The sequence below is a fragment of the Streptomyces sp. PL-29 genome (genome assembly GCF_058344425.1).
In genome coordinates this window covers 6228645-6252755 of sequence record NZ_CP136996.1, presented here as the reverse complement: position 1 = coordinate 6252755, position 24111 = coordinate 6228645, and the positions used below count along the sequence as shown (strand labels likewise).

Genomic DNA, 24111 nt, shown 5'->3' with positions numbered 1-24111 from the left:
GGTGCGGAGGCGTGCGGCCCAGCGCCTCAGCGGCTCAGCTGGCGGACGTCAGGTGTCCAGGCGGCTGTTGGGGCCTTCGTGCCCATCGGCGCCGGCGTCGTTGAACCAGTAGTCCCCGGCCGCGAGGTAGCGGAAGGAGTGCGTGGACTTGGCGGGAAGCGCGACCGTCACCGCCCGCATGCCGTCGGGGCGCGGTTCGAGTACGTGGGCGCCCGGCTGCCAGTCGTTGAACGTCCCCACGACGCTGACGGGGCCCGGCGGGTCGCCGCCGGGCAGCACGAAGGTCACTGCGGTGGTGTTCTTGCGACGCTGTCTTTCCAGCATGAAGTGCTCCTTCTGCGTCATGGACGGCCCCACTTGACCGGAGTCATCCTGGCGGCCCTCCGCGGCGCCCACCCGCGACCCGCCGCAGCTCGGTCAGGGTCACCCGTCGGAACTACAAGCTCAGGGCGTCCTCCGCGTTGTCCACCCACGGGGTCACGGAGTTCCTGGTGGCGGAGACGTACAAACCGGGGGTCGACGCCCTGAGCGGCGTCTGGACCAGGTCGGACTCGGTGTTCATGGTCATCGCGATCGAGTCGACGGTCCTCCCGGTGCCGTCGGCGGGGCCGCCCATCAGGCCGGCGTAGGCGGACTCGCCCGGGTCCAGCCTGATCGCGTCCACGATTCCCGGGGCGGTGCCCCGCTCCGTGGCCTGCCCGTCCAGAGCTCCGAAGGTCACGACCGGGTGCCCGAGCGCCCTGCACGCCTTCGCACCCCTGTTGGTGATCTTCAACAGGTAGCTGCTGGTCGTGGGCTCCGCCAGGCTCGCCGTGAACGTCACGTCGCCGGTGCCGCACGGGAGCACGGCACCATCCGGGTCGGTCGGCGTGCTGCTGCCAGGGGACCCGCCGGACTTCGACGGCTTCGCAGCCGGGGTGGCGGACCCCGAGGGTGCGGCGGAGGCGGAAGGGGACGCCCCGGCGGCCGGCGTGCCCGCCGACGGGGTGCCGGAACCGCCCGCCGCGTCATCGGCGGGACCGCAGGCCGTCAGCGCCAAGACGGACAGGGCGGACAGGGCGGTGAGGGCAGCGGTTCGGCGTACAGAGCTCATGGTGTTCCCCCAGATGAGGCGCGACACGCGCGGGGCGGGGCCGGTCCGGTTCCGGCGGCCTGGCACCAGCATCCCGCCGGAGCTTCACAGCTTGGTGACGGGCCGTCGCCGAATCCACGACGGCCGTCCGGCGCGATCTGCCCGACTCCCCTAACGTGAGGGGCCGGCAGACCATCAGGAAGGGAACCTCTCCATGCCTTCTCGCCTCAACCCGTACCTCAACTTCGACGGCGACGCCCGGCAGGCGATGGAGTTCTACAAGGAGGTCTTCGGCGGCACCCTGGCGCTCAACACCTATGGCGACTTCGGCGGCGAGGAGGCCGGCGATGCCGCCGACCGGATCATGCACGGCATGCTGGAGACCGCCGGCGGCTTCACGCTCATGGGCGCCGACAACCCGCCCGGCACCCGGCACGATCCGGGCAACAACATCTCGGTGAGCGTCAGCGGGGACGACGACGCCGAGCTGCGCGGCTACTGGGGCGCGCTCTCCGGCAGCGGCACGGTCTCGGTGCCGCTGGAGCGGCAGATGTGGGGCGACGTCTTCGGCATGTGCACGGACCGCTTCGGCATCACCTGGCTCGTCGACATCAGCACGCCGGAAGGCTGACCCGGCGGCCGTCGGGCAGGGCCGGCGCGCCCCGGTGCCACCGTCCACGATGGCGCTGCGGCCGTCCCCGTTTGGACACCGCGGCAGCGTGCCCGCCCGGCAGGACTCCAGCATGATCGATGGTCCGCACCGTGCGGAATCCGAGCGGTCCGCCCCGTCCCGGCCCCCTTCGAACACCGGAGTCCAGCCCATGACCGACATCACCGTGCGCGCCGCACAGCCCGGGGACTTCGCGCAGTGGCGTGTCCTGTACCGCGGTTACGCCGACTTCTACGCGGTCGAGCAGACCGATGAGGCGGCCGCCACGGTGTGGGCGTGGGTGAACGACCCCGAACACGAGGTCGGCGCGCTGGTGGCGGAGGACGGCGCGGGACGCCTCCTCGGCCTGGCCCACTACCGTCCGTTCGCCCGGCCCCTGTCGGCGACGGTCGGCTGCTTCCTCGACGACCTGTTCGTGGCACCGGAGCACCGCGGTTCGGGCGCCGCCGACCTGCTGCTCGGCGCGCTGCGCGAGCTCGCCGCCGCGCGCGGCTGGAGCGTGGTCCGCTGGATCACCGCGGACGACAACCACCGGGCACGGGCCAAGTACGACCAGGTGGCCGCGCGCACCATGTGGGTCACCTACGACATGCTCCCGGCCCGCCGCTGACCCTGCTCCCTGCGGACGGCGGAGGCCGCGCGGGAGCGGGCGGTGCAACGGCCCCGCCCGCGCGACGGGTTGCCGTCGCCAGCCCTCGCCCGTCCGGACCGGGCCGACCCCTGCCGGGGGCGCGCGTCGCCGCGCCCGCCGCGGCGCCCCGGGTGCTTCACTGGGGAACATGCCCTTCGCGCGCTACGGGGTGCTGTCCGGCACCCTGCACGAGTACTTCCGGGACACCCCCGACACCGAAGGGGCCTGGTTCCACGTCAATCTCCGGGTGGACGCGCCGGACGGACGCTACAGGTGCGCCGTCGACGTGGACAGCCACGACTCGGCGACCGGCGTGCAGTGGAAAGTGCTCACGGTGGACGCCGCCGCGCTCGGCCCGGTGGCCGTGCTGGCGCCCGGGTTCCACGACCTCGCCCCCACGGCCGGGTCCGGCGCCCTCGACTACATCCGGCATCCGGCGTTGCGGGGCGGCCCGCCGTTGCCCCCGTGGCTGCCCGAGCGGGTGCGGAAGCTCCTCGAACGGCTGCTGGGGTGCCCGCGGCCCTGGACCTCGGGCACCAATCTGCAGGCCGCGCTCGCCCTTGAGCCGATGCTCGTCGTCGGACGGCCCGTCCTGGTCTTCGGGGAACCCTTCGACACCGGCCTGGGCGTGCACAACATCCACCAGAACCAGGGCGACCCGGCCGGCAGCCAGTGGTGGCCCGAGAACGGCGTCTGGCAGGACGGCGCGACCCTGACCCGCCGGCCCGACGGCAGGTACGACGTGTTCCTGAACAAGTTCTCCACCCAGAAGGACCACACGGACGCCGACGGACACCCGGTGTAGGCCGCCGTCTCCATGGCACGGCCGGGTGCCGCCCCCGGCCTCGGCCCCCGGACGCCCCTCCCGGCTACGCCTACTCGCGTTCGCCCTCGGAGACGAACGGCTGCAGGAAGGTCGCGATGTGCTGCTCGACCTCGGTGATCCGCTGCTCGAACGCGTAGAGCTTGTCCCGCGTCCGTGCCTTGGCCTGCTCGTCCGTCCGGGACTCCTCGATGGTGCGCTGGACGATCCCGATGAGGTCCTGGAGCTGGAGGTGGAGTGTTTCGCTGATTCCGCCCCACACGGAACGCAGGTCCGCGGCACGGCTGTCGGCGTACTGGCGGGCGGTCAGCGCCGCCGAGTCCTTCACGTGGTCGGAGCACTCCTCCGCCGCACGTGACTGGAGCTTGCCGTTGCCGAAGATGACCGCCCCCGAGGCCATCAGCGCTCCGACGGCCGCGCCGCCTCCCGCACCGATCGCCATGAGCGACCTGGGCCGGAACAGCAGCGGTACGTCGTCACCGCGGCGGCGCGCGTCGCGCCCGATGCCCTTGCCCGCCGCGATGGCCAGCGTGTAGAGCAGGTGGTCCTGGTCGCGTACGGACTGCGTGCCGGTGAGCTCGGCGCGGAGCTTGTCGAGGAGGCTGGCGTGCGCCCTGATCAGCGGTTCGAGCTGGCGCACCAGGTCGGCCTGGCGCTGCTCGATGAGCCGGTCGAGGTCATCGGCGCAGAACACCTGCATGCGCTCCTGCAACTGGACGGTGTACGCGTCCATCAGCGCGTGCTGGGCGGCGACGCGGCCGCCCTTGGTGTAGGACCGTACGGCCCGGGTCAGCCGGCCGGGCCGCTCGTGACATGCCAGTCGGCGATCTCGCGGCTGATGCCGGTCAGGAACTCGCTGAACTTGAGCTGCAGTTCGTTCTCGATGTCGAGGATCCTGCCGCCGACGATGTCGCGGATCGCGTCGGCGCTGGCGCGCAGCTGGTCCTGGGTGGACTGGCTCCGTTCGAGGAGTCCGCGCAACTCGGCCGTGGACTTCATCAGGATCGCGCCCTCATCGTGCAGGCGCACCCGCAGGTTGACGGCGTTGTGGCGGAGGAACTCGGCGAGCCGGACGAATTTCACCCGGGCCGCCACCCCACCCCGTCGGGACCTCCTGGCAGGGCCATGATGCCAACGGATACCGTGGGACGTCCCCGGTTCGGCGGGACGGACCCGGTGCCCGCTCTGTAGGACGTGGGTGCGCGAGCACGCCGGCGGCCCACCGCCGCTCACCGTGTCTCCTCCGCCGCACCCGCCGACGCATCCGCGTCCCGTTCGCCGTGCTCCGCGACGGCACCTTCTCCGCACGCCGCGTCCCCCTGGGCATCGGGCTCGCCGCACGACCCCAGCACGACCGAATCACCTCAAACCCGACGAAAGCCTTGACGAAGGACATAGAGTCGCCTCCTTCCCTCATCTCGTCACCGCTCGTCCCCCACCCCCACACCTCACCCGGAGGACCGGCTCGATGGCCTCGGCACCACAGAAGATCACCACGTTCCTGATGTTCGAGGGCAGGGCGGAGGAGGCGCTGACCTTCTACACCTCCCTCTTCGACGGCTCCGAGGTCATCGACCTCACCCGCTACGGCGCCGACGGCCCGGGCGAGGAGGGCACCGTGCTGCGCGCCACCTTCGCGCTCGCCGGGCAGCGGTTCATGTGCATCGACAGCCATGTCAGGCACGAGTTCGGCTTCACCCCGGCGGTTTCGCTCTTCGTGGAGTGCGAGTCCGCCGCCGAGCTGGACCGGCTCTACACGGCCCTCGCCGACCGGGGTCAGGAGCTGATGCCCGTGGGCTCGTACGGCTTCAGCGCCCGCTTCGGCTGGGTGAACGACCGCTTCGGGGTGTCCTGGCAGCTGAACCTCCAGGAGGTACCGGCCTGAGCCGTCCGCTCCGCGGCGGGACCGGGCGCAATCCGTCCCGCTCGGCGGGAACCCCGGACGACCCTCGTCCGACTACTGGCACGTGGGAGGCGCGACCGCGCCGTCCCGCGCGGCCGAGGACGATCGAAGGGCGTGTGATGGGCGGACTGGACGTGCGCATGCGGGGAGTCGTCTGCCGGCACGGCCGGGTGGAGGCCGTCGCCGACGTGGACCTGGAGATCGCCGCCGGTGAACGCGTGGCGCTGACCGGTACCAACGGCTCGGGCAAATCCACCCTCCTGCGTGCCGTCCTCGGCCTGCACCGCCAGACGTCCGGCTCGATCCTGGTCGGCGGTCGGGAGGGCCGCTCCCCCGCCGAGTGGGCGTGGCGGCGGCGGGCCTGTGCCTGGATCCCCCAGAAGCCGGCAGCGGGACGCTTCCCGCTGCTGGGCACCGAACTGCTGGCCGGCAGCAACGCCCCGGCGGAAGCGGCCGAGGCCGCGGACCGGCTCGGGGTGGGCGCGCTGACCGGCAGGCCTCTGCACACCCTGTCCGGAGGACAGCTGCAACGCATGTACCTGGCCCGGGCGATCGGGTGTGTGGCCGCGGGCGCCGAACTGCTCCTTGCGGACGAGCCGACGGCCGCCCTTGACTTCGACGGGCAGGCGGAGGCCGCCGACGTCCTCACCTCACTGCCGGTGACACTGATCGTGGTGACGCACGACCGGACCTTGGCGCAGCGCTGCGACCGCGTGCTGGAGATGGCAGCGGGCCGGCTCCGGGAGGTCCGGTGACCACCCTGGCCACCGCCGACCTCGGCGAACTCCTCCAACTGCTGCCCGTGCAGCGAGCAGGGGCGGCCCTGCTGCTGGCGGCGGTCGGACTGCCGGTCATCGGCGTGGTCATCGTCGGCCTGGACATCATGCCGGTCCGGTTCGCGATGATGCACGTGGCTCTGCTGGGCATCGCCGTGGGCCTACTCACCGGGCTTGACCCCATGCTGTGCGCGTTGGTCGCGTGCGCGCTGGCCGGTGCGGGCGTGGCCCCGCTCGCCCGCACCCCCGACGGCCTCTCGGGGGCGATGGGGCTGCTGATGAGCCTGGCCATCGCGGCGGCGCTGCTGCTGCTCGCCGTGTCGGGCGTCAACGCCTCCGGCGCCTTCGCCCTGCTGTGGGGGTCGATCCTGTCGGTCGGCACGCCCGACCTCGTCGTCCTCGGTGTCCTCGCCGCGGCCGTGCCCGGCCTGTTCTGGTGGCGGCGGCGCGAGATCGGCCTGCTGCTGTACGACCGCGAGCTCGCCCTGTGTTCCGGAGTTCCGGTGCGGGCCCTGACGGCCGCACTCCTGGTCCTGGTCGCCGTCGCGGTCGCCGGGGCCATCAAACTCACCGGCGCGCTGCTCGTCGACGCGCTGACCCTGCTGCCCGCACTCGCCGCGCGCCGCCTGGGCAGCTCGCTGAAGTCGATCACCCTGTGGGCGGTCGGCATCGGCGTCACGGTGAACCTGACGGGGTTCCTTCTGGCCCTGTGGCTGGACTGGCCGCCCGGCCCGGTCCTCGTCCTGACCGCGGGGGCGCTGGTCCTCGCGGTGCATTTCATACCCGAACGGAGAATCAGCTCATGGCGCGCACCCGCGTCCGCATCCCTGCCGTCCTCGCACTGAGCGCGGCCCTCCTCCTGACCGCCGGCTGCGGGAACGACGACTCGTCCACGTCCGGCGAGGGCCAGGAGCAGCCTCGTACCGGCAAGCCGTCCGTGGTGGTCACGACCACCTGGGAGGGGGCCTTCGCCAAGGCCGCCGGCGCCGAGGACATCAAGGTCATCGTGCCGCAGTCCGTGCACCACGCCCCTGACTACGATCCCAAGCCCTCGGACCTCGCTGCCGTGGCCAAGGCCGACTTCGTGTTGTACGCCCCCTTCGAACCGTACGCCGCGAAGATCAAGGAGGCGGCGGGCTCCAAGGCGAAGCTCGTGGAGGTGGAGCTCGACAACGACCCCGCCAAGGTCTCCGCCGAAGTCGGCCGTCTGGCCGGCCTGTTCGGCACGGCGGACGCCGCCGCAGCGTGGAAGGCCGGCTTCGACGCCGAGTACGCGAAGCTGAACCAGGACCTCCGGGCGGCCTGGCCCGGCGGCGGCAGCCCGTCCGTCGTGACCCAGGTCTTCACCGCCTGGTCGGCGAAGCTCGCGGGCGCCACCACAGTGGGCACGTACGGGCCGGAAGCGGTGACCCCGGCGCAACTCGCCGAACTCGCCGCGAAGAAGCCGTCGATGGTGCTCGACAACGCGCACATGACGACCGGAGCGGTCCTGCCGGACTCCGGCGCCAAGCAGGTGGAGATCGTCAACTACCCGGGGGACGACCTCGACCTGATACCGGTCTACCGCAACGCGGCGGCGGAGCTGAAGAAGGCCATGAGCACCCCCTGACCCCACGGGGTGCGGGAGGGGCCGGGTGCAAGGGGCCCCTCCCCCGCCGCCGGGCAGGGCGGTGCCGTGCCGTGGCGTGCCGTTGGCATTCGACACCTTGAAGTTGCTGGTCAAAGGGGTGGTGTGACCGGTGTCCGGGTGCTCACGCTGGTCGTCGGCGGAAGTCTTCGGTGCAGATCATCCGTCAGCGGTTGACTTCGAGGTTCGTCGGGTGGCCGGGCCGGAAGATCCAGATCAGCCGTCCCCACCCGGTGGGGACGGCTGCCGTAGCCCGCCGACTTCGGCTCTGCACTGGAGCAGGTGAGGTGGGGGGTGGTGTGGTCAGTGCTGGCAACGCCCGCCGGGGCGGTCGCCGGCGGCGAGGCTGTGGTTCCGCCCGGCGGCGAGGTGGGTGATGGTGGTCAGTCCGGTGGCGATGGGAGTCGGGCTGGTGCGGTCGGTCGTGGTGCCGTCTCCGAGCTGGCCGTCGCTGTTGTCACCCCAGGTGTAGAGGGTGGTGCCGGTGCACCGGCGCTGCTTCCAGGGGCCGCGCGTGACGGTGAGGCTGTGGTGGCCGCCGGCGGTGATGGCGACTGCGCCTGTCAGACCGGACACGGAGACCGCAGTGGTGCTGCCGGTGGTGGTGCCGTCTCCGAGCTGGCCGTCGCTGTTGGCTCCCCAGGCCTTGACGGTTCCGTTCCTGAGAAGTGCCAGGCTGTGGGAGCTACCGGCGGCAACAGCCACCGCGCCCGTCAGGCCGGACACAGTGACGGGGGTGGTGCTGTTGGTGGTAGTGCCGTCACCGAGCTGCCCGAAGAGGTTAAAGCCCCAGGCCTTGACGGTGCCGTCCTTCAGCACCGCCAGGCTGTGCGAGCTACCAGCGGCAACAGCCACCGCGCCCGTCAGGCCGGACACAGTGACGGGGGTGGTGCTGCTGGTGGTGCTGCCGTCACCGAGCTGCCCGTCGGCGTTGGAGCCCCACGCTTTGACGGTGCCGTCCTTCAGTACCGCCAAGCTGTGCGAGCCGCCGGCGGCGACCGCGACCGCGTCGCTGAGGCCGGACACGGTGACGGGGGTGGCGCTGTTGGTGGTGCTGGCGTCGCCGAGTTGCCCGAAGAGGTTGAGACCCCAGGCCTTGACGGTGCCGTCCTTCAGCACCGCCAGGCTGTGGAAGGCGCCGGCGGCGGCCTGGGTGGCGGCGGTGATGCCGGGGACGGTGCCGGGAGTCGAGTGGCTGACGGTGGTGCCGTCGCCGAGCTGCCCGAAGTCGTTGAGACCCCAGGCCTTCACGGTGCGGTTGGGCAGGACGGCCAGCCCGTGGTTGGCCTCGGGGCCGGCGCCGAGGCCGGTGACGCTGCTGATCCCGGCGACCGTGATCGGACTCTGTCGGCCGGCGGTAGTGGCGTCACCGAGCTGCCCGGAGACGTTGGTGCCCCAGGACTGCACGGCGGGGACGAGACCGTCGCCACCGGCGGACGGCGGGGGGCCGGCATGGGCGGTGACGGGAGCAAGTGCCAGAGCGGCGGCCAGGGCACCGCCGAGCAGTACGGCCCTGCGGCAGCGCGACGGACGCTGATGACCAAGCATCGACTACCTCTTCCTCAGTGGTCCCCCGGTACCCAGAGCGCAATGGCTCCGGTCGTCCCTCGCGAGATCCTTCCCGCACTCCGGTACCGCGCCGGGCCCCACCTGCGCCGTTCACCCACTCAGCAGCGCGTCTTCACGCTGCCGGGCGCAGCCCGATCCTCCGTCTTCCACACATCCGCCCCGTCTGACCTTGTCGTTTATCCACCGGCGTCGAACTGGGCTCGAACTTGTTCGGAGTTTCCCCCGTTCACCGGACGTGCGCGAGGCTGGGCTCCGATCCTGTGCACAGGGTCGATGTAGTACGGAGGCCGGGAGAGTGGGACTGGTCGAGCACAGCGTCAAACGAGACGCGTTGTCGAAGTTGTCGGAGTTCCGGTCTGAACTGTATGAGTGCCTGACGTCGCGGGCGGATGCCTTGTTCGACTTGTGCGACGCGCTGCTGTGCACCGACGGACCGGTCCGGACCCTCGTGGACCTGGCGCTCGCGCCGGAACACCGACGCGGGCACAGCGCCCTGTACTCCGGGATCAACGCCCAACTTCGCCTCGCCCGCCCGCTCACGCGGGACCTGCGCCGGCCCTGGGAGCGGCCGGCCGAACCGAACAGACTCACCCCCGCCCGAGTCCGCCGGGGGTTCAGGAACCTGCACGCGAAGACGGTCACGCCAGCCCGTGCACCGAAACCCACCAGCCCCGGCCCCGGCCGCCCTCCCGGCTCGAAGAACCGGCGACCAGTTCCGCATGACGACGTCGGACTCGTCCTCGCGACGGGCGAGTCCTACACCCGACCCGCACACCACAAAGTCGGCACGAAGCCCCGACGCACGGGCCGGTCGGCAAGCTCAGACTGATAGGAGGAATCCACCGATCTGGTATTCCAGCCCCTCACGGAACTCCAAGCGCGGGATGGCACTCCGCATCGCCGAGTACAGCGCGGGCGGCACCTCGTAGACCGCAGTCTCAAGGAAGTCGTCGTCCCGGCCGGGGAACAGGTCCCTGATCCTCAGAATCTCAACTCGGTTGAGGCCAGTGACATGTGCGGCTTGCTCGTCGCTGTCCCAGCCGATGAGGTCCCACCCAAGGGTTTCGGTGTTGATGTCATTCACGCGCCTACAGTAGGCGCGAACTGGCCATGAGGTTAAACGGCAAGCTGAGGACAAGATCTGCGGCGCTCAGGGCGCCCGCAGCGGATCAATCGGTCACCTGCCTGCCCGCTGCTGCACCGCCCGGCCGTGACCAGGAGCGCTGCCCCTCGGAGCGGCTGGGAACGGGCATGACCGGGCTGCCCGCGGTGGCCGTTGGCAGCGGCACCCGTGCCCATCACCGGCGGCTGATCCTTCCCGCGGGCTCCCACCGACTTCCCCGAGGGACCGTCACACCAGCCCCTGAACCTGCCATTTCAAGATGGCGGAGGCTCTGTGCGCCGGACCGGCCCTCCCGGAAGGCCGCCTCAGAACCGGGGCACGAGCACGGCGGCTTCGAGATCGCCCCGTTTCAGGTCCTGCTGACGGATCAGCCACACCAGGGCTCCGGGCCGGCGGGTGGCCGGTCCGGCGTCGTCGGGGTGGCCCGCCCAGCCCGGGCCGCCGTCGCTCGCTCGGCCGCGTCCCCCTCACCGTTCTCGGCGGCGAAGTCCTCGGCGGCGAGCCGCACGCCGGGCCGCGTCAGGGCGGCCCAGCGTGCGGCGTCCTGTGCCGGTTCCCGATGCCAGAGCTCCATGCGGCGATCATGCCGTCCGGGGCGGACCACGGCCCGTCTACACGAGTGCCCGGCTCTCGGCCAGGCGCTTGCGCAGGGCCGCGCGGTCCGGTTTGCCGGCCGCCGTCAGGGGCAGCTCCGCGACGACGAGGAGCTGCTCGGGGTGCTTGCGCCGCTCCAGACCGCGCCCCGTCAGATGCTTGCCGAGGGAGGCGAGGGTGGGGGCCTGGGTCCCTCGGGCCACGACGCAGGCCGCGAGCCGCTCCCCCATCAGCGGGTCGGGTACACCGACGCAGGCCACGTCGCGGACCTGGGGGTGCGCGGTGAGTTCGCGTTCCACCTCGGCCGGGCTGATGTTGGCCCCGCCGCGGATGACGACGTCCTTGAGACGGCCGACGACGTGCAGGACGCTCTCGCTGTCGAGGTAGCCCAGGTCCCCGGTGCGGACCCAGCCGTCGGGCGTGCGGTAGCGGGCGTCCAGCTCGGGGGCGCCGACGTAACACAGCGGGGTCATCGGGCCGCGCGAGACGATCTCCCCGACGGAACCGTCGGGGAGGGGCTCAAGGGTGTCGGGATCGGCGATGCGGATCTCGGCGACCCGGGGGTCGGGGTGGCCCGCGACGACGCCGGAACCGTCGGTGGGCGGCACCGCGCTGCCGAGCCCGGTATGGCAGTTCACGCCGTCCGCGGAACCGTAGAGGTTGACGACGGAGCAGCCGAAGGCGCGCGCCGCGGCGGCCGCCGTGGTCCCGTCCAGCGGCGCCCCGCCGAGGACCAGGGCGGTGGGGGAAGGTGGTTCCTCCCCTGTCTCGTCGAGCCGTTCGAGCATCATGCGGACCATGGTGGGTACGCCGAGGACGTGCGTCGGCCGGTGTTCGCGCAGGGCCGCCAGCGCGGCGTCGGCGCTGAAGTGGTCGAGCAGTACCAGGGTGCCGCCGTGCCGGGCCAGGGTGACCGCGGTGCCGTTGGAGCCGAAGGCGGAGGCCAGCGGAACCAGGAAGAGACAGCGCGGCGGGGTCCCGTCGGGCATCAGGGAGGCCAGGAAGTTGCCGCGGCCCCCGGCCAGCGCGTTGTGCGAGTACGCGATCATCTTGGGTTCCGCCTCGGAACCGGAGGACACCAGGATGCGCGCGGCGCCTTCGGGGTCGGGACGGGCCGGCACGAACCCGCCGGGGTCGCGGCGCAGCAGCTCCGCCAGCGGAATCGTTCCTTCGGGTGTGGTGTCCGGTCGCCCGGCGGCGATCACGTGACGCAGGCGCGGAAGTGCCCCGGCAAGCGTGCGCAGATCGGCCGCGTGCCGCTGCCCGCGGTGCTCGGTCGCCGCGATGACGGCGACGGCCTCGGCACGGCGCAGCAGGCACTCCGCCTCCAGGACTCCCCGGCCCACGGGGAAGGGCAGCGAGACCGCGCCGAGGGCGGCCAGTGCCAGGTCGGCGATGACGGCGCCGCGCCCGTCGGGCAGTTGGACGCCGACCACGTCGCCCGGGCCGATCCCGAGCTCCCTCAGGCCGGTGGCCAGGCACCGGACCTTGCGGTCGAGGGCGGTGTAGCACAGCTTGCCCTTGGCGTCGATGACGGCGGTGCGGTGCAGGTCGGCGATCTGGCGGGCGCGGAAGAGGCTGTAGAGGTCCAGGTCGGGGCAGGTGCCGTCGACAACCCAGGAACGGCGGAGTTCGGCGGGCAGCAGGTCGCGCAGGACGAGGCTGTCGGCGGTCATGCGAAGCTCCAGGGGTCGGGGACTGCGGGGGCGCCGTGCGCGTCGCGGGTGAGGGTGCCGGCGAAGCGCGGGTCGTGGTGCAGGCCGGACAGTTCGGTGGTGACGGCGGCCGCGGTCAGGCCGTTCCGGTACAGCCGGGACAGAGCCTCCGTCGTGGGCAGGTCACGCAGGTCGTGGCGGGCCGCGGCGCGGGCGTCGGCGTCGGCGGGGGCGATCCAGCCGTCGGCCGTGGCCAGGGGGTGGCGGAAGCCGGCCGGGCGCCGGGGGCTCTGGCCACGGGCCGCCCGGCGCAGGGCCGGGCCGGTGAGGGTGTCGGCTGCTCCGAGCAGGGAGGATTCGACCCGTACGCCGCGGCCGGTGCGTTCGCGCAGCAGCAGTCCGGCGAGGATCGCCTCGGCACCCAGCAGTCCGCCGAGGACGTCGAGGAGGGTCATCAGCGAGGGCGCGGGGACCTCGCCCTCGGGCCGGGCGGCCTCGCCGACTCCCGTACGGGCCTGGACCATGAAGTCCGTGCCCATGGGGGCGTCGTCGAGCCGACCGGCCCAACCGCTGGTGTACGCGTGGACGAGCGCGGGGTTGACCGCCCCGAGGTCGTCGGCGTCGAGGCCGAGGGAGGCGGCCTTGCCCGGCGCCCAGTTGTGCAGGAAGACGTCGGCGTGCGCCGCCATGTCCCGCAGCCGGCCGCGGTCCGCCGCCGCTTTGATGTCGATCTCGACGGCCCGTTTGCCGCGGTTGAGCGCGAGCCAGCGGGCGGAGATCCCGGAGCAGGTGGGTGGCATGCCGCGCAGCGGGTCGCCACCCGGCGGTTCGATGCGGATCACCTCTGCGCCCAGCAGCCCGAGCAGGTGCGCGGCGAGCGGTGCCTGGATGCGGCGGCCCGCCTCCAGCACGGTGAGCCCCGCGAGGGGCCGGCCGGCTGCCGGGCCGGACGCGCGGCCGGGTCCGCCGGGCACAGCCCCGCCCTTCGTCGGGGTCAGCAACCAGGGTGCGGCCCCGTCGTGCTCCGCGGCCCGGTCCGCGAGGGAGCGCAGTGCGCACACCTGCGCTCCGGAGGCGGCCGCGGCCCGGCGGATCCGGTCCCAGCCGTGGGACCGCGTGGTGGTGTGGAGGGCCGCCGGCAGCGGGGCGCAGGCGGTGGCGTAGCGGAACTGGAAGGGTCGCCAGCCTGTCCTGAAGGCGTCCGCGGGTGCCTCCAGAGCCTTCCAGAAGGCGGCCCAGGCACCCGGGTCGAGCGTCTCCAGTTCGAAGAGGATCCCGTCGGCGGAGGTGAACGGCGGTCCGCCGGGGGCGATGTCGGCCGCCTCGCCCTCGTCGGCGCCGGCCGCCGCGAGGTACTGGGACACGGCGAGCAGTCCGGCCCGGTCCGCGCCGGTGGCGACCTGGGCGGCGGGGCCGCCCCGGGCCTGGCCCACGAGGTCGGCGAGCAGGCCCTGCACCGTGAGGACGGCGGTGGCCGTGGCGGCGTAGTCGACGGCGAGTCCGCGTGGGGTGCCGTCACGCCGCCCGTGCACGGCCATCATCCCGGTGGCGGCCTGCACCGTGGCCTCGTCGGCGAGCCCGCTCACCGGGTCCGCCCAGGTGGCGGTGGCGTGCGCCGGCGCGAAGCCGCCGCCGGTGAGCGTGGTGCCGGCGGCGGGCGCGTCGCCGTCACCGGCCGGGCCGGGGCGGACCGTCCGCGCGCCGAGCAGCCGCAGGTGATCAGTGACGACGCTTGCGATCTGCGGCGGCCCCGAGGCGTCGAAGCACAGTGCGTCGAGCGGCCGGACCGTCTGCGTGGTTGCTGGTGACGCCATGCCTCTCCTCTCCTGGCTGCGGCGGTGGCCGCGGCCCGGGTCTTGCGGGATGCGGGAACCCGGGAGCATCGGCGCCCGACCAGTTCCACGAACAGGGAGTCGGTCGGCCGTTCGTGCGAGTTCCCGCGAGTTGGCGGCAGCTCGCGCAGCGTTTCGGAAGTCCGCACCAGCACGGGAAGTTCCCGGACAGGAGGAGGCACACAGTGGAAGATCCCCGCACGGACGGCGCCGGAGTGGCGGAACGGGATCCGGGCGCAGACGCGCCGGTGGAAGCGGTCGCCCGATTCGTCCGGGACCGGGTGTTCCCCCGGGAGCCCGTGCTGGACAGGGGCGGGCCCGGGGCCGCCGAGGCCCTGGCGGCACTGCGCGCCGAGGCTCGGGCCGAGGGGCTGTGGGCCCTGCCGCTCCCGGCCGGGCTGGGCGGCGGCGGGCTGTCCTTCGCGGCCTACGCCGGGCTGGCCGAGGCCGAGGGCGCCAGCGACCACGGCCCCGCGGCACTGGGATCCGCCCCGCTGCTCGACGTGACGATGCTGGCGCGGTACGGGCGGCCGGGGGTGCGCGCGGCGTACCTGGCGCGGCTCGTCTCCGGGGAGATGCGCACCTGCTATGCCATGACGGAGCCGGGGGTGCCCGGCACCGACCCGTCGCGGACCGCCACCCGCGCCGAACGGCATCCGGACGGCGGCTGGCTGGTCACCGGCCGCAAGTGGTTCACCTCGGGCGTGGCCGGCGCCGACCTGGTGACGGTGATGGCCCGTACGTCCGGGGTGTCCGGAGACCGCGAGGGGCTGTCGCTGCTGCTCGTGCCCACCGGCTCCGCCGGCTTCCGCGTGGTGCGCGAACTCCCCGTGCTGGGCGCCCCGGGTCAGTACGAGATCGCCCTCGACGGGGTGCGGGTGCCGGCCGACCACCTCCTCGGGGAGCCCGGCGATGCCCTGGCCATCGCCGGCGAGCGGCTGCAGCTCGGCCGGACGCTGCGCTGCCTGCGCTGGCTCGGCCAGGCCCAACGGGCCTTCGACCTGATGTGCGAACGGGCCGCCACGCACGGCGGATCCCGCGGGCCGCTCGCCGACCAGCAGCTGGTGCAGGCCCACGTCTTCGACGCCTTGCTCGCCCTGCGCACCACCCGGCCCCTCGTCCGGGAGGCGGTGGCGCTCGTCGCCGCCGGACGGGACGCGCGCACGGAAGTGGGGCTGGCCAAGGTCGCCGCCGCGCGCATGCTCCAGCAGGTTGCCGACTCCGCCATCCAGATCCACGGGGCCGCCGGTCTCGGCCCGGACACGGCACTCCCGTCCCTCTTCCGCACGGGCCGCGCCGCCCGCATCCTCGACGGCCCGGACGAACTCCACATCACCTCGGTGGCCCGCCGCGTCCTGCGCACCTACGGGCCGCCGAGGTAGCCCGCCCGGCCGGTCAGCGCCGGCTCACAGCGTTCCGCGCAGGAGCTCGGCCCCGGCCGCCCACCGGGCTCGGCGAACGGGGCTCAGGCCATCAGGTACCACGGCGGGCAGGCCCGGGGGCCGTAACCCGGGCTTGACCGGCCGCGCGCAGCGGTCGCTGGGACACCGCGGCGGCGGGGGTTCCGGGCGCGGCCCGCCCGGCCGGGGGCTTCTGGTCCGTGCAGGGGATCACGGTCCTCCTGGCCGCGCGTCCTCAGACCTGGGTGATGTCCACGAGGCCGTGGAGGGCGGACAGGGCGAGGGCCAGGAAGAAGTCGCCCCAGACGAGTTCGTGGCGGACCGCGAGGTGGTGCGCTGCGTCGTAGCAGCCGTCCAGCAGCATGCCGGCCGGGCGGGGGCCGTCGTCCCCGGTGAGGTGGGACCGGGTGAGGTGGTCGAGGATCTCCCCGGCGCGAAGGGCGTACTGGTCCGCGCGAGGGCCCGGCGTGCGGGACAGTTTCAGCAGGGCGACCGCCGTGATCGCTGCGGCCGAGGTGTCGAGGGGGCCGTCCGGGCGGTCGGAGTCGGCCGGCGGAACCGGGCACCCGGTCAGCAGCCCACCGCGCTCGACCAGCAGGGCGGCCGCATCGGTCAACTGGGCGGAGCCGGCCGTCGCGACGGCCGGCCGGAGCAGGGCGTCGGCGACCGCCAGGAGCAGCCAGGCCGGGCCCCGGCTCCAGCCGGGCAACGGCTCCGCACAGGGCCGCCACCGGCCGGTGGCCGCGTCGAAGCCCAGGGCGGGCCGGAACCACGGTGCCCCGTCGCCCGGCCTGCCGAGGCAGAGGTCCAGGTGCCGCTGGAGGTGGGACGCCGCCGCGGCCGCCCCGTCCGCTCCGGCGCCGGCGAGGAGCGGCACGGTGCCGGGTACGGCGTCCACGCGGGCGAGCAGGCGGGGGCCGCCCAGGGCGTTGCCCCAGGGCAGGATTCCGAGTTCCGGGTCACAGGCCGAGCGGCAGGCACCGGCCGCCCGGTCGCGCAGGGCAGCGGCCTCCGCGTCGTCGCCGGCCGCAGCGGTCCCGTACCAGAAGATGAGGCCCCGCGTGGCGGTGTCGGCCCCGATCCACGGTTCGAGGCGGGCCGTGCAGGCCGCGGCGGCCCGCCGGTCGGGACCGGCTCCGGTGTACCGCGCCCTCAGCCACAGCAGTCCGGCCCAGAAGCCCCCGGTCCACGAGCCGCGGCCGGTCGTGGTCCACCGCCCGTCGGCGGGATCCGCGTACAGCGGGAAGCGCACCCCCACCTCGGACCCGGTCACCGCCACCCGCTCCATGACCGCCGCCAGTGCCCGGCCGGTCCGCGCGCTCACACCGCACCTCCGCGCCGGTCCCGTACCGCCCAGAGGAGCGCGACGGCCGCGGCCGCCGCGAACTCCGCCGCCACCAGGAGCCAGCCCGGTCCGTAGCGTCCGTTCTGCGCGAGCAGCCCGAACAGCGGCGGGCCCAGCGCGAATCCGGCGAAGAAGCCGGACGCGACCAGCGCGGAGTCCTGTCCGGCCCGTCCGGGGGCGGCCCGCTGGAGGACCAGCACCATCGAGACGGCGTTGCCCGAGACGGCGAACACCCCTACGGCGACGGCGCCGACCCACACCAGCGGGCCCGCCACGAGTGCGGCCCCCAGCAGGGCGGCCGCGCCCAGCGCGCCGCACGCGAGCCAGCCGGGGAGCCATTCGGCGCGGCCGGGCCGGGCCGCCCTGGACCAGCCCACCCGGCCGGCGATGCCGGCCACACCCAGTACGGCGACCAGGGCGCCCGCCGCCGTCGGCCCCATGCCCAGGCGTTGCGCGCCGAAGAGGGCGAGGTAGGTGTTCACGGAGGCGATTCCCGCACCGAGGAACAGCGAAAAGGCGGCCAGCCAGGCCACCATCCCGCGCGGGGCGAACGAAGGCCGCGGGCCGGCCGGTGGCGGCGAAGGGTCCGCGGGAAGGACCCGCAGCGCCCACAGTCCGGTGAGCAGCGCCGCCGCCGCGCCCGTCCAGACCGCGCCGCGCCAACCGATGCCGCCTGCCAGGGCCGCCAGCGGAGCCCCCGCCGCAAAGGCGCCCAGTTGCACACCGGACTGCTTGAGGCCGGTGACGGCGCCCCTCCGGGCGGGCGGAACGGCGCGCAGCACGGCTTTGTTGGTGGCCGGGTTGGCGAGCGCCTGCGGTACGCCCCCGAGTGCGACGGCGCCCAGCAGCAGGCCGGCACCCGGGGCGGCGCCGATCAGGGCGAGCGCCGCGGCGGACAGGAGGAGGAGCACGACGAGTGAGCGCCGGGGCCCGATCCGGTCCACGATCCGGCCGCCCGCCGGGGAGAGCACGGCGGCGGTTCCGAAACCGATGGTGGTGGTCAGACCCAACAGGGCCGGGGTGAGGCCCAGTTCCGCCACGAGGCGCGGACCGAGCGCCCCGAGGAGGAACAGTTGCAGCATCGAGAACGCCATGGCGCAGGTCAGGAGCGCCGTCAGCCGCCGTCCCCCGGTGCCGTCCTGCTCCGCCGGCGATGCCGTCGCCGCTCCCTCCGACGCCACAAAGTCTCCCTTCCCCGGACGTTGAACCGCATGGCCGACCGGGTAGGCAGTCGGGTGGAGCAGCGGGCCGGTTCCCGTTCTCCGCTGTGCCCTGCACCACACGAGGCGGGCGGCCCGGCTGTGACACGGTCGGCTCGCGGAAACTTGTCCGGAAGTGCGTACCCCGGTGTGCGGCTCGGGAGGCCGGTGCGAGGATGAGCCCCGCCATGGAGCCGGTCCGCTGTTTACGCGCCCTACGGGCTGCGATGTTCGCAGCCCTCTGCGTGCTGCTCGCGGCCACCGGTCACCTGCTCATGTCGGGTACGGCGGTGCCCTGGTGGGCGTTCTGCCTCGGGTTCACGGGGGCGGCGACGACGGCCTGGTCCCTCGCGGACCGTGAGCGCGGCATCCTCGCCGTCACGGGGGCCGCCGTCGCCGTCCAGGCGGTGCTGCACTCGGGGTTCTCCCTGGCCCAGTCCCTCGCCCAGCCCCTCCCGCAGACGCTGCCCCGGTCCTCGGCTCCGTCCGTCGGTCTGGCGGCCGCACCGGCCACAACCGTGCCTGCGGGAGCGGCCCTTCACGCGCACCACGCCGGGCACGGGACGGTCGACGCCCTGTCCGCACCGGCCGCCGTGCACATGGCGGGCGGTGGGCACCAGGCCTCGGCCGTGCCGATGGTGCTCATGTCCCCGGCCGGGATGCTGCTCGCCCACCTGCTGGCCGCCGTACTGTGCGGCCTGTGGCTGGCCCACGGCGAACGCGCCCTCTTCCGCGTGGTGCGCGCCGTGGCCGCCCGGCTGCGGACCCCGCTGTGTCTGCTGCTGCGCCCGGCCGCGGTCGCGCACCGGCCGCGCCCGCGGGTGCGCCGGGCGCGCCGTACGCGCGCACCGCGGCAGCTGTTCCTCGTGCACGCCATCACATCGAGGGGTCCGCCGACAGCGACCGCTGTCCTCTGACAGCTGGTCACCCGAGCCGCCCCGGCATCCGCGACCGCGTTCGCGACGGCTCTCGCTCACGCCTCGCACGCCTCGCACGCACCTGACACAACTGACACGCCTCGTGCACCGCATGCACGCGTGGATGCCGCGCCTCGGGCCCTCGGCCATGCCCTGCGGCAGGCCGTGCCCTTCACCGGTCCCGCCCGCTCACGCGGCACCGGACTCCCCTTGCACATAAGGACCTTTGGCGATGACTCCTGCCCTGACGACCTCCCCGTCCCGTACCGCCGGCGCGCGTTCCGCCCGGCACACCGAGGACTCCGATGCCGAGGTGACCCGGCTGGCACTCGCCGCCCGGGACGGCGACCCCGCGAAGACGGACCGATTCGTGCGCGCCCTCCACCGCGATGTCTGGCGCTACGTCGCCTATCTGAGCGCGGATGCCCAGGCCGCCGACGACCTCACGCAGGACGTGTTCCTGCGGGCGCTGGCCGGCCTGCACCGCTTCGAGGGCCGCTCCTCCGCCCGTACCTGGTTGCTGTCCATAGCCCGGCGGACCGTGGTGGACAGCCTGCGCCACGCCGCCGCACGGCCGAGACTGTCGGACCGCTGCGACTGGCAGACAGCCGCCGAACAGGCCCAGCCGTACGACGTGCCGGGTTTCGAGGACGGCATCGCGCTGGCGGAACTGCTGGCCGCGATCCCGGCCGAGCGCCGGGAGGCCTTCGTGCTCACACAGTTGCTGGGGCTCCCCTACGCGGAGGCGGCCGAGGCGGTCGGCTGCCCGATCGGCACGGTCCGCTCTCGGGTGGCCCGGGCGCGCACCTCGCTCCTGGCGCTCCTGACGGACCCTCACACAGCCGCACCGGACCAGGTGGCCCAGGCCGCGCAGGGTCGGCGGACCCCGAGCGGGACGCGCGCCGCGGTGCTCGCGGCTTCGGCCGCCTGATCCGGGACGGGCCCGGCGGGGGCGGCGGCGCGCCGTTCCCGGCCGGGGCCGAGCCGGTCACCGCGCGGGTACGGGTGGCCGCGTGTCTCTCCGCACGACCGCGTGGCGGCAACGGCCGTCTGCCGTGCGGCGCCTGCATCGGAGGGCACAGGGGCGGAGCGCGGCAAGATATCAGCCTTTCCGGGAGTCGCCGGAGTGTTTATCCGATGGTGATGTCCTCCGGCAGGGGTGTGGCGCCGGGCACTACCGTCCGGTGACACCCCCGGGAATGCGGGTGTCGCACCGCACCACGCTTGCGGAACCTCCCTGCCCCGCCACCTCCCGGCCCCACGGAGCAAGGAGGCACTTTGCTGTCAGTGCAGCGGAGAAACACCCGAGGCTGGTCGATGGCCACCCGGTACTCGATCGCCAGCGGTGTCGTCATCACCGCGCTCGCGCTCACCCTGATCGCCCTGCTGGTCCCCGTGGACAAGTTCGGCAGCCGGGCGACGGCCGCCACAGCGGCGGTTCCGGCCGATGCCGACGACGGCCTGGGAACGGTAAGCACGGCATACGGGCCGCTGACCGCCGCAGACCGCGACTTCGTCCGCAAGGTCCGTCTCGCCGGGCTGTGGGAGCTGCCCGCCGGGCGGCAGGCCCAGCAACGCGGGACGCGGCCCGCTATCCGTACGGCCGGGGACCACCTCGTCGACGGCCACACCGACCTGGACCGGCAGGCCATCCAGGTCGGCCAGGCCCTCGGCATCGACCTTCCCAACCAGCCCTCCGCGCAGCAGCAGGACTGGTTGGGCCAGCTGAACCGCGCCAAGGGGGAGGAGTACGAACGGCTGTTCACCCAGCTGTTGCGCCGGGCGCACGGAAAGGTGTTCTCCCTGCTGGCCGGGATCCGAGCCCAGACCCGCAACTCCATGGTGCGAGCCCTCGCCACGTCCGCCAACGCCACGGTCCTGGACCACATCACGGTCCTGGAGGACACCGGTCTGGTCGACTTCGACGGGCTCTCCGACAATGTCCCACCGACGAAGTGAAGTGATCGCATGAGTCCAAAGAGCCACAAGCGCGCCCGATTGTCGACCAAGATCGTGGGAGTGGTCTCCGCGCTCGTGCTGGGCGGCGGCGGGGTCGCCGTCGTCGCCGGCAACGCCTCCGCGGGCCAGGACGGCAGCCGCAAGGCACAGTTGACGACCACCATCGACTGCCCCGACGTGGGCGAGAAGCTCACGGCCGTACCCGAGCAGGCCAAGGCCGAGGTCGACACGAACCTGGCCAAGCTGGACGACCAGGTGGCCGACGCCTACCGACGGCTCGCCTCCGGCCAGGCACAGGGCAACGCCCTGCTCGGCGAGTTGAAGCAGAAGCGGGAACAGACCATCAAGGTCATGTCCGACGCGATCGACCGGGCCGGTGACCCCCCGAAGGAGATCGCCTCGCTGAGCTCCTGCCAGATGAAGAAGGCGCCGGCCGAGGAGGACGGCGGAGGCGGAGCGGCGGCGCTGGCCTCGGACGCCAAGTCGTCCGCGGCCGGCAAGAAGGGCGCCCCGGCGAAGAGCGACTTCGTCAACATCACCAAGGTCCGCCCCAACGTCCGCGCGCCCCGGGCGCAGAACGGCGCCTCCAAGGGCTCCTTCAGCGTGAACTGCGGCCGCAACGAGAACGGCCACTTCAACCCCGACAACGTGATCGTCGCCCCCGGTGTGTCCAACGGCGCCCACCACATGCACGACTACGTGGGCAACGTGTCCACGGACGCCTTCTCCACGAACGGCAGCCTCGCCCGGGCCGGCACCACCTGCGGCAACGGCGACCAGTCCACCTACTACTGGCCCGTCCTGCGGCTGCGGGACGGCAGGGCCGAGCGGGACGCGCAGGCGCCCGGCGGCGGGCAGGACGGCAACGTCGGCACGATCCTGAAGCCCAAGCAGGTCACGATCACCTTCAAGGGCAGCCCCCAGGGCCAGGTCAAGGCCATGCCGCGGTTCCTGCGGATCATCACCGGTGACGCCAAGGCCTTCACCAACGGCACTGCCAACGCCAACGCGTCGTGGAGCTGCACCGGATTCGAGAACCGCCAGCTGAAGGACAAGTACCCGATCTGCCCCAAGGGCAGCGACGTGGTGCGCACCTTCTCGTTCCAGAGCTGCTGGGACGGCCGGAACACCGACAGCGCCAACCACCGCACGCACGTGGCCTTCGCGGACCGCAACGGCCGCTGCCAGAAGGGCTTCACCGCCATCCCGCAGCTGGTGCAGCGCATCGTGTACCGGGTGCAGCCGGGCTCCCGGATCGCCGTGGACAGCTTCCCTGAGCAGCTGCACAAGCCGGTGACCGACCACGGAGACTTCATCAACGTGATGTCGAACGGCCTGATGAACAGGGCCGTCAACTGCATCAACAGCGGGCGCAACTGCCGCTGACGCTCACGGCCGGTTCACCCCCTTCGCCCCCGGGGCGGGCGCTCCCCTCTTCTCTCCCCCGCGCCCGCCCCGGGAACGGTGTTGGTCCGAAGCCCCTTCGGACCAACACCGTTTTCGTGTGTCCGGCCACGGTACGGGGCAGCCCTGGTGAGGCTGCGGCATCGCTGGCCCGTCGCCCGCCCGGTCCGCGGCCCGCCCACGCCGGCACAACCGCCATCCGCACACCGCCGCCTGCCGCCTGCCGCTCACCAGGTCACCCGGCCACCCGGTCGGCCACCACGCGCCGGCGAACGGATCGACGGTGACGTGCCCCCGGCCGTATGCGCGGGCGTGAAGAGGCCCGGCCCGGCCCCGTGGGTACGGGGCCGGGCCGGGCCGGTGTGGTGCGGAGTTCGGGTCGGGGGTTGTTCAGAGGGGGTGTGGGTTCGGGGGTTCAGGGGTGAGGTTGTACGGGGGTTTGGGGGTTCGGGGGTTCAGAGTCCGTTGACGCGGGCCATGCGGCCGACGACGAGGGGGGTGAAGTCCGCTTGGATGACCCGGGCCGTCCTGCGGGTCACGCGGGAGTGCTGACGCCGCACCTGTGCCATCAGGCGGCGGCTGCGGAGGGCCATCTCCAGTTCGAACCGGGTCCGCGGGTCACGCAGTCCGGTTCCGAAGAGCTTCTCCAGCTGGCGCATGCGGTACCGCACGGTCTGCGGGTGCACGCTGAGGGCCTTGGCCGCTTCGGGCGCACCTCCGCCCTCGAGCCAGGCGAGCAGGGTCACCTCCAGCCGCTCGCTCTGCCGCGGGGTCAAGTCCGCGAGGGGTCGCAGCCAGCGGGCGGCCAGGGCGTGGGCCAGGGGTTCGTCCTGGAGCAGGAGCAGCGTCGAGAGGTGGTCGTCGACGAAGACGGCCCTGGGTTCCATGCCGGGTCGGCTGGGGGTCAGACCGGCCAGGCGCAGCGCCCAGCGCAGGGAAGAGGCCGTGTCCCGGATCGGGACGGTGTGTCCCACTGCAGCGAACCGGCCGCGCAGCAGATGCTCCAGCGGTCCGCGGTCATCCTGCTCAGGGCTCGGGACCAGCAGGCACGGCCGGCCCGCGAACATCCCGACAAGGGCGTCCTCCAGGACGCCCGCCAGTTGCTGCGCCTCGCCGGGCGTGGCCGGAACGATGGCCCGCACGGCCAGCGGGAGGGGCCATCCGGCCGCCTCGGCGAGCTCGGTGAGGGAGCTGTCGGACGCGACGCGGTCGTCGGTGAGGGTCCTGAAGAGCTCCTGGCGGGCCCGTTCGCCCGGACGGGCTTCTTCACCGTTCTCCTCCTCGGTTCCCATCCGGGTGTTGTCCCGGACGCGTTTGAGGACCGGCTGACGGATCCCTTCGCGGGACCCGGGACGGACCTCCTCGCGGATGTCGCCGCGCCGGCCCTCGTGCGTGATCTCGCACTCGTCCGTGTATGTCGCCTCCCTGCTGACGGCCCTGCCGCGGCCGGCGCGTGCGGCCTCGGTTTCGGCCTGGGTTTCGGCCTCGGTTTCGGCCTCGGATTCGTCCTGGTTCTCTGCCTGGTCCTGGCAGTCGTCCGGTGCTTGTTCCCGGGATCGTTCCTGGTAGCCGAGCGTGGTGAGGAGTGCCTCTTCCACCAGTTGCCGGAACA

Annotated in this window: 25 protein-coding genes; 13 read left to right on the top strand and 12 right to left on the bottom strand. The window is 73.2% G+C overall.

The window, feature by feature from the left end; translation table 11 throughout:
* Nucleotides 1–48: 48 nt before the first annotated feature.
* Both R4Z63_RS28470 and R4Z63_RS28465 read right to left on the bottom strand, forming a co-directional pair.
* Nucleotides 49–324, bottom strand: a complete 276-nt coding sequence (locus R4Z63_RS28470; protein ID WP_037918072.1) for an isoamylase early set domain-containing protein — start codon at nucleotides 322–324, stop codon at nucleotides 49–51.
* Nucleotides 325–436: 112 nt separating this feature from the next.
* Nucleotides 437–1093 carry a DUF4232 domain-containing protein gene (locus tag R4Z63_RS28465; RefSeq protein ID WP_384445270.1) on the bottom strand — a complete coding sequence of 219 codons (657 nt, stop codon included), beginning with the start codon at nucleotides 1091–1093 and terminating at the stop codon, nucleotides 437–439.
* Nucleotides 1094–1286: 193 nt separating this feature from the next.
* On the opposite strand from R4Z63_RS28465, the gene R4Z63_RS28460 reads away from it, so the two are divergent.
* From R4Z63_RS28460 to R4Z63_RS28450, 3 genes are all read left to right on the top strand, one after another.
* Nucleotides 1287–1703, top strand: a complete 417-nt coding sequence (locus R4Z63_RS28460; RefSeq protein ID WP_384445271.1) for a VOC family protein — start codon at nucleotides 1287–1289, stop codon at nucleotides 1701–1703.
* A 190-nt stretch (nucleotides 1704–1893) separates the two neighbouring features.
* Entirely contained in the window at nucleotides 1894–2352 is a 459-nt protein-coding gene (locus R4Z63_RS28455; protein WP_384445273.1) for a GNAT family N-acetyltransferase, read from the top strand.
* A 169-nt stretch (nucleotides 2353–2521) separates the two neighbouring features.
* Complete coding sequence (locus tag R4Z63_RS28450) at nucleotides 2522–3178, top strand: DUF2278 family protein (RefSeq protein WP_037916387.1); 657 nt, start codon at nucleotides 2522–2524, stop codon at nucleotides 3176–3178.
* A 70-nt stretch (nucleotides 3179–3248) separates the two neighbouring features.
* On the opposite strand, the gene R4Z63_RS28445 is transcribed toward R4Z63_RS28450, so the two are convergent.
* Nucleotides 3249–3929, bottom strand: coding sequence for a hypothetical protein (locus tag R4Z63_RS28445; protein ID WP_384445276.1), 681 nt, complete (start codon nucleotides 3927–3929; stop codon nucleotides 3249–3251).
* A 56-nt stretch (nucleotides 3930–3985) separates the two neighbouring features.
* Nucleotides 3986–4279, bottom strand: a complete 294-nt coding sequence (locus R4Z63_RS28440) for a hypothetical protein (protein ID WP_384445278.1) — start codon at nucleotides 4277–4279, stop codon at nucleotides 3986–3988.
* Between the two features lie 385 nt (nucleotides 4280–4664).
* Here R4Z63_RS28440 and R4Z63_RS28435 point away from each other — a divergent pair, with 385 nt between their 5' ends.
* From R4Z63_RS28435 to R4Z63_RS28420, 4 genes are all read left to right on the top strand, one after another.
* Nucleotides 4665–5081 (top strand): VOC family protein, encoded by a 417-nt coding sequence (locus R4Z63_RS28435; protein WP_037916381.1) that lies wholly within the window; start codon nucleotides 4665–4667, stop codon nucleotides 5079–5081.
* A gap of 137 nt (nucleotides 5082–5218) precedes the next feature.
* Nucleotides 5219–5854 carry a metal ABC transporter ATP-binding protein gene (locus tag R4Z63_RS28430; protein WP_037916378.1) on the top strand — a complete coding sequence of 212 codons (636 nt, stop codon included), beginning with the start codon at nucleotides 5219–5221 and terminating at the stop codon, nucleotides 5852–5854.
* Nucleotides 5851–6720 carry a metal ABC transporter permease gene (locus R4Z63_RS28425; protein WP_037916375.1) on the top strand — a complete coding sequence of 290 codons (870 nt, stop codon included), beginning with the start codon at nucleotides 5851–5853 and terminating at the stop codon, nucleotides 6718–6720. The genes R4Z63_RS28430 and R4Z63_RS28425 overlap by 4 nt, the downstream gene beginning before the upstream one ends.
* Nucleotides 6678–7484 (top strand): metal ABC transporter solute-binding protein, Zn/Mn family, encoded by an 807-nt coding sequence (locus R4Z63_RS28420; RefSeq protein ID WP_384445281.1) that lies wholly within the window; start codon nucleotides 6678–6680, stop codon nucleotides 7482–7484. The genes R4Z63_RS28425 and R4Z63_RS28420 overlap by 43 nt, the downstream gene beginning before the upstream one ends.
* Nucleotides 7485–7805: 321 nt before the next feature.
* Here the strand turns inward: R4Z63_RS28420 and R4Z63_RS28415 are convergent, their stop codons facing one another.
* A complete protein-coding gene (locus tag R4Z63_RS28415) occupies nucleotides 7806–9050 on the bottom strand; it encodes an RCC1 domain-containing protein (RefSeq protein WP_384445283.1) in 1245 nt (414 codons plus the stop codon).
* A gap of 256 nt (nucleotides 9051–9306) precedes the next feature.
* On the opposite strand from R4Z63_RS28415, the gene R4Z63_RS28410 reads away from it, so the two are divergent.
* Entirely contained in the window at nucleotides 9307–9900 is a 594-nt protein-coding gene (locus R4Z63_RS28410) for a transposase (RefSeq protein WP_386504283.1), read from the top strand.
* On the opposite strand, the gene R4Z63_RS28405 is transcribed toward R4Z63_RS28410, so the two are convergent.
* From R4Z63_RS28405 to R4Z63_RS28390, 4 genes are all read right to left on the bottom strand, one after another.
* Nucleotides 9892–10155: a hypothetical protein gene (locus tag R4Z63_RS28405; protein ID WP_384445287.1), complete on the bottom strand. Its 264-nt coding sequence runs from the start codon at nucleotides 10153–10155 to the stop codon at nucleotides 9892–9894. The two genes, R4Z63_RS28410 and R4Z63_RS28405, sit on opposite strands and share 9 nt — an antisense overlap.
* 406 nt (nucleotides 10156–10561) lie before the next feature.
* Nucleotides 10562–10768, bottom strand: coding sequence for a hypothetical protein (locus R4Z63_RS28400; protein ID WP_384445289.1), 207 nt, complete (start codon nucleotides 10766–10768; stop codon nucleotides 10562–10564).
* A 37-nt stretch (nucleotides 10769–10805) separates the two neighbouring features.
* Nucleotides 10806–12464 carry an AMP-binding protein gene (locus R4Z63_RS28395; RefSeq protein WP_384445291.1) on the bottom strand — a complete coding sequence of 553 codons (1659 nt, stop codon included), beginning with the start codon at nucleotides 12462–12464 and terminating at the stop codon, nucleotides 10806–10808.
* Nucleotides 12461–14257, bottom strand: a complete 1797-nt coding sequence (locus R4Z63_RS28390; RefSeq protein ID WP_384445293.1) for a CoA transferase — start codon at nucleotides 14255–14257, stop codon at nucleotides 12461–12463. The genes R4Z63_RS28395 and R4Z63_RS28390 overlap by 4 nt, the downstream gene beginning before the upstream one ends.
* A 233-nt stretch (nucleotides 14258–14490) precedes the next feature.
* Between R4Z63_RS28390 and R4Z63_RS28385 the strand changes: the two genes are divergently transcribed.
* Nucleotides 14491–15657 carry an acyl-CoA dehydrogenase family protein gene (locus R4Z63_RS28385; RefSeq protein WP_384445370.1) on the top strand — a complete coding sequence of 389 codons (1167 nt, stop codon included), beginning with the start codon at nucleotides 14491–14493 and terminating at the stop codon, nucleotides 15655–15657.
* A gap of 253 nt (nucleotides 15658–15910) precedes the next feature.
* Here the strand turns inward: R4Z63_RS28385 and R4Z63_RS28380 are convergent, their stop codons facing one another.
* Both R4Z63_RS28380 and R4Z63_RS28375 read right to left on the bottom strand, forming a co-directional pair.
* A complete protein-coding gene (locus R4Z63_RS28380; protein ID WP_384445295.1) occupies nucleotides 15911–16999 on the bottom strand; it encodes a sugar ABC transporter permease in 1089 nt (362 codons plus the stop codon).
* Nucleotides 16996–18114: an MFS transporter gene (locus R4Z63_RS28375; RefSeq protein WP_384445372.1), complete on the bottom strand. Its 1119-nt coding sequence runs from the start codon at nucleotides 18112–18114 to the stop codon at nucleotides 16996–16998. Before R4Z63_RS28375 ends, R4Z63_RS28380 begins: the two co-directional genes overlap by 4 nt.
* Nucleotides 18115–18446: 332 nt before the next feature.
* On the opposite strand from R4Z63_RS28375, the gene R4Z63_RS28370 reads away from it, so the two are divergent.
* The 4 genes from R4Z63_RS28370 to R4Z63_RS28355 all read left to right on the top strand — a co-directional run bounded on the left by R4Z63_RS28370 (nucleotide 18447) and on the right by R4Z63_RS28355 (nucleotide 22481).
* Complete coding sequence (locus tag R4Z63_RS28370; RefSeq protein WP_384445297.1) at nucleotides 18447–19136, top strand: hypothetical protein; 690 nt, start codon at nucleotides 18447–18449, stop codon at nucleotides 19134–19136.
* Nucleotides 19137–19368: 232 nt separating this feature from the next.
* Nucleotides 19369–20067 carry a sigma-70 family RNA polymerase sigma factor gene (locus R4Z63_RS28365; RefSeq protein ID WP_384445299.1) on the top strand — a complete coding sequence of 233 codons (699 nt, stop codon included), beginning with the start codon at nucleotides 19369–19371 and terminating at the stop codon, nucleotides 20065–20067.
* Between the two features lie 356 nt (nucleotides 20068–20423).
* The gene (locus tag R4Z63_RS28360; RefSeq protein ID WP_370466456.1) at nucleotides 20424–21095 is read left to right on the top strand and encodes a DUF4142 domain-containing protein; all 672 of its coding nucleotides are present in this window, start codon (nucleotides 20424–20426) and stop codon (nucleotides 21093–21095) included.
* 9 nt (nucleotides 21096–21104) lie between these two features.
* Nucleotides 21105–22481 carry a DUF1996 domain-containing protein gene (locus R4Z63_RS28355; RefSeq protein ID WP_384445301.1) on the top strand — a complete coding sequence of 459 codons (1377 nt, stop codon included), beginning with the start codon at nucleotides 21105–21107 and terminating at the stop codon, nucleotides 22479–22481.
* Nucleotides 22482–22954: 473 nt separating this feature from the next.
* Here the strand turns inward: R4Z63_RS28355 and R4Z63_RS28350 are convergent, their stop codons facing one another.
* The gene (locus R4Z63_RS28350) at nucleotides 22955–24097 is read right to left on the bottom strand and encodes a PucR family transcriptional regulator (RefSeq protein WP_384445303.1); all 1143 of its coding nucleotides are present in this window, start codon (nucleotides 24095–24097) and stop codon (nucleotides 22955–22957) included.
* Between the last annotated feature and the right edge of the window lie 14 nt (nucleotides 24098–24111).

Coding starts and splice junctions, on each gene's coding strand:
- R4Z63_RS28470 (WP_037918072.1), bottom strand. CDS start 324: ATGCTGGAAAGACAGCGTCGCAAGAACACCACCGCAGTGACCTTCGTG.
- R4Z63_RS28465 (WP_384445270.1), bottom strand. CDS start 1,093: ATGAGCTCTGTACGCCGAACCGCTGCCCTCACCGCCCTGTCCGCCCTG.
- R4Z63_RS28460 (WP_384445271.1), top strand. CDS start 1,287: ATGCCTTCTCGCCTCAACCCGTACCTCAACTTCGACGGCGACGCCCGG.
- R4Z63_RS28455 (WP_384445273.1), top strand. CDS start 1,894: ATGACCGACATCACCGTGCGCGCCGCACAGCCCGGGGACTTCGCGCAG.
- R4Z63_RS28450 (WP_037916387.1), top strand. CDS start 2,522: ATGCCCTTCGCGCGCTACGGGGTGCTGTCCGGCACCCTGCACGAGTAC.
- R4Z63_RS28445 (WP_384445276.1), bottom strand. CDS start 3,929: ATGGACGCGTACACCGTCCAGTTGCAGGAGCGCATGCAGGTGTTCTGC.
- R4Z63_RS28435 (WP_037916381.1), top strand. CDS start 4,665: ATGGCCTCGGCACCACAGAAGATCACCACGTTCCTGATGTTCGAGGGC.
- R4Z63_RS28430 (WP_037916378.1), top strand. CDS start 5,219: ATGGGCGGACTGGACGTGCGCATGCGGGGAGTCGTCTGCCGGCACGGC.
- R4Z63_RS28420 (WP_384445281.1), top strand. CDS start 6,678: ATGGCGCGCACCCGCGTCCGCATCCCTGCCGTCCTCGCACTGAGCGCG.
- R4Z63_RS28415 (WP_384445283.1), bottom strand. CDS start 9,050: ATGCTTGGTCATCAGCGTCCGTCGCGCTGCCGCAGGGCCGTACTGCTC.
- R4Z63_RS28400 (WP_384445289.1), bottom strand. CDS start 10,768: ATGGAGCTCTGGCATCGGGAACCGGCACAGGACGCCGCACGCTGGGCC.
- R4Z63_RS28395 (WP_384445291.1), bottom strand. CDS start 12,464: ATGACCGCCGACAGCCTCGTCCTGCGCGACCTGCTGCCCGCCGAACTC.
- R4Z63_RS28390 (WP_384445293.1), bottom strand. CDS start 14,257: ATGGCGTCACCAGCAACCACGCAGACGGTCCGGCCGCTCGACGCACTG.
- R4Z63_RS28375 (WP_384445372.1), bottom strand. CDS start 18,114: ATGGCGTTCTCGATGCTGCAACTGTTCCTCCTCGGGGCGCTCGGTCCG.
- R4Z63_RS28370 (WP_384445297.1), top strand. CDS start 18,447: ATGTTCGCAGCCCTCTGCGTGCTGCTCGCGGCCACCGGTCACCTGCTC.
- R4Z63_RS28365 (WP_384445299.1), top strand. CDS start 19,369: ATGACTCCTGCCCTGACGACCTCCCCGTCCCGTACCGCCGGCGCGCGT.
- R4Z63_RS28355 (WP_384445301.1), top strand. CDS start 21,105: ATGAGTCCAAAGAGCCACAAGCGCGCCCGATTGTCGACCAAGATCGTG.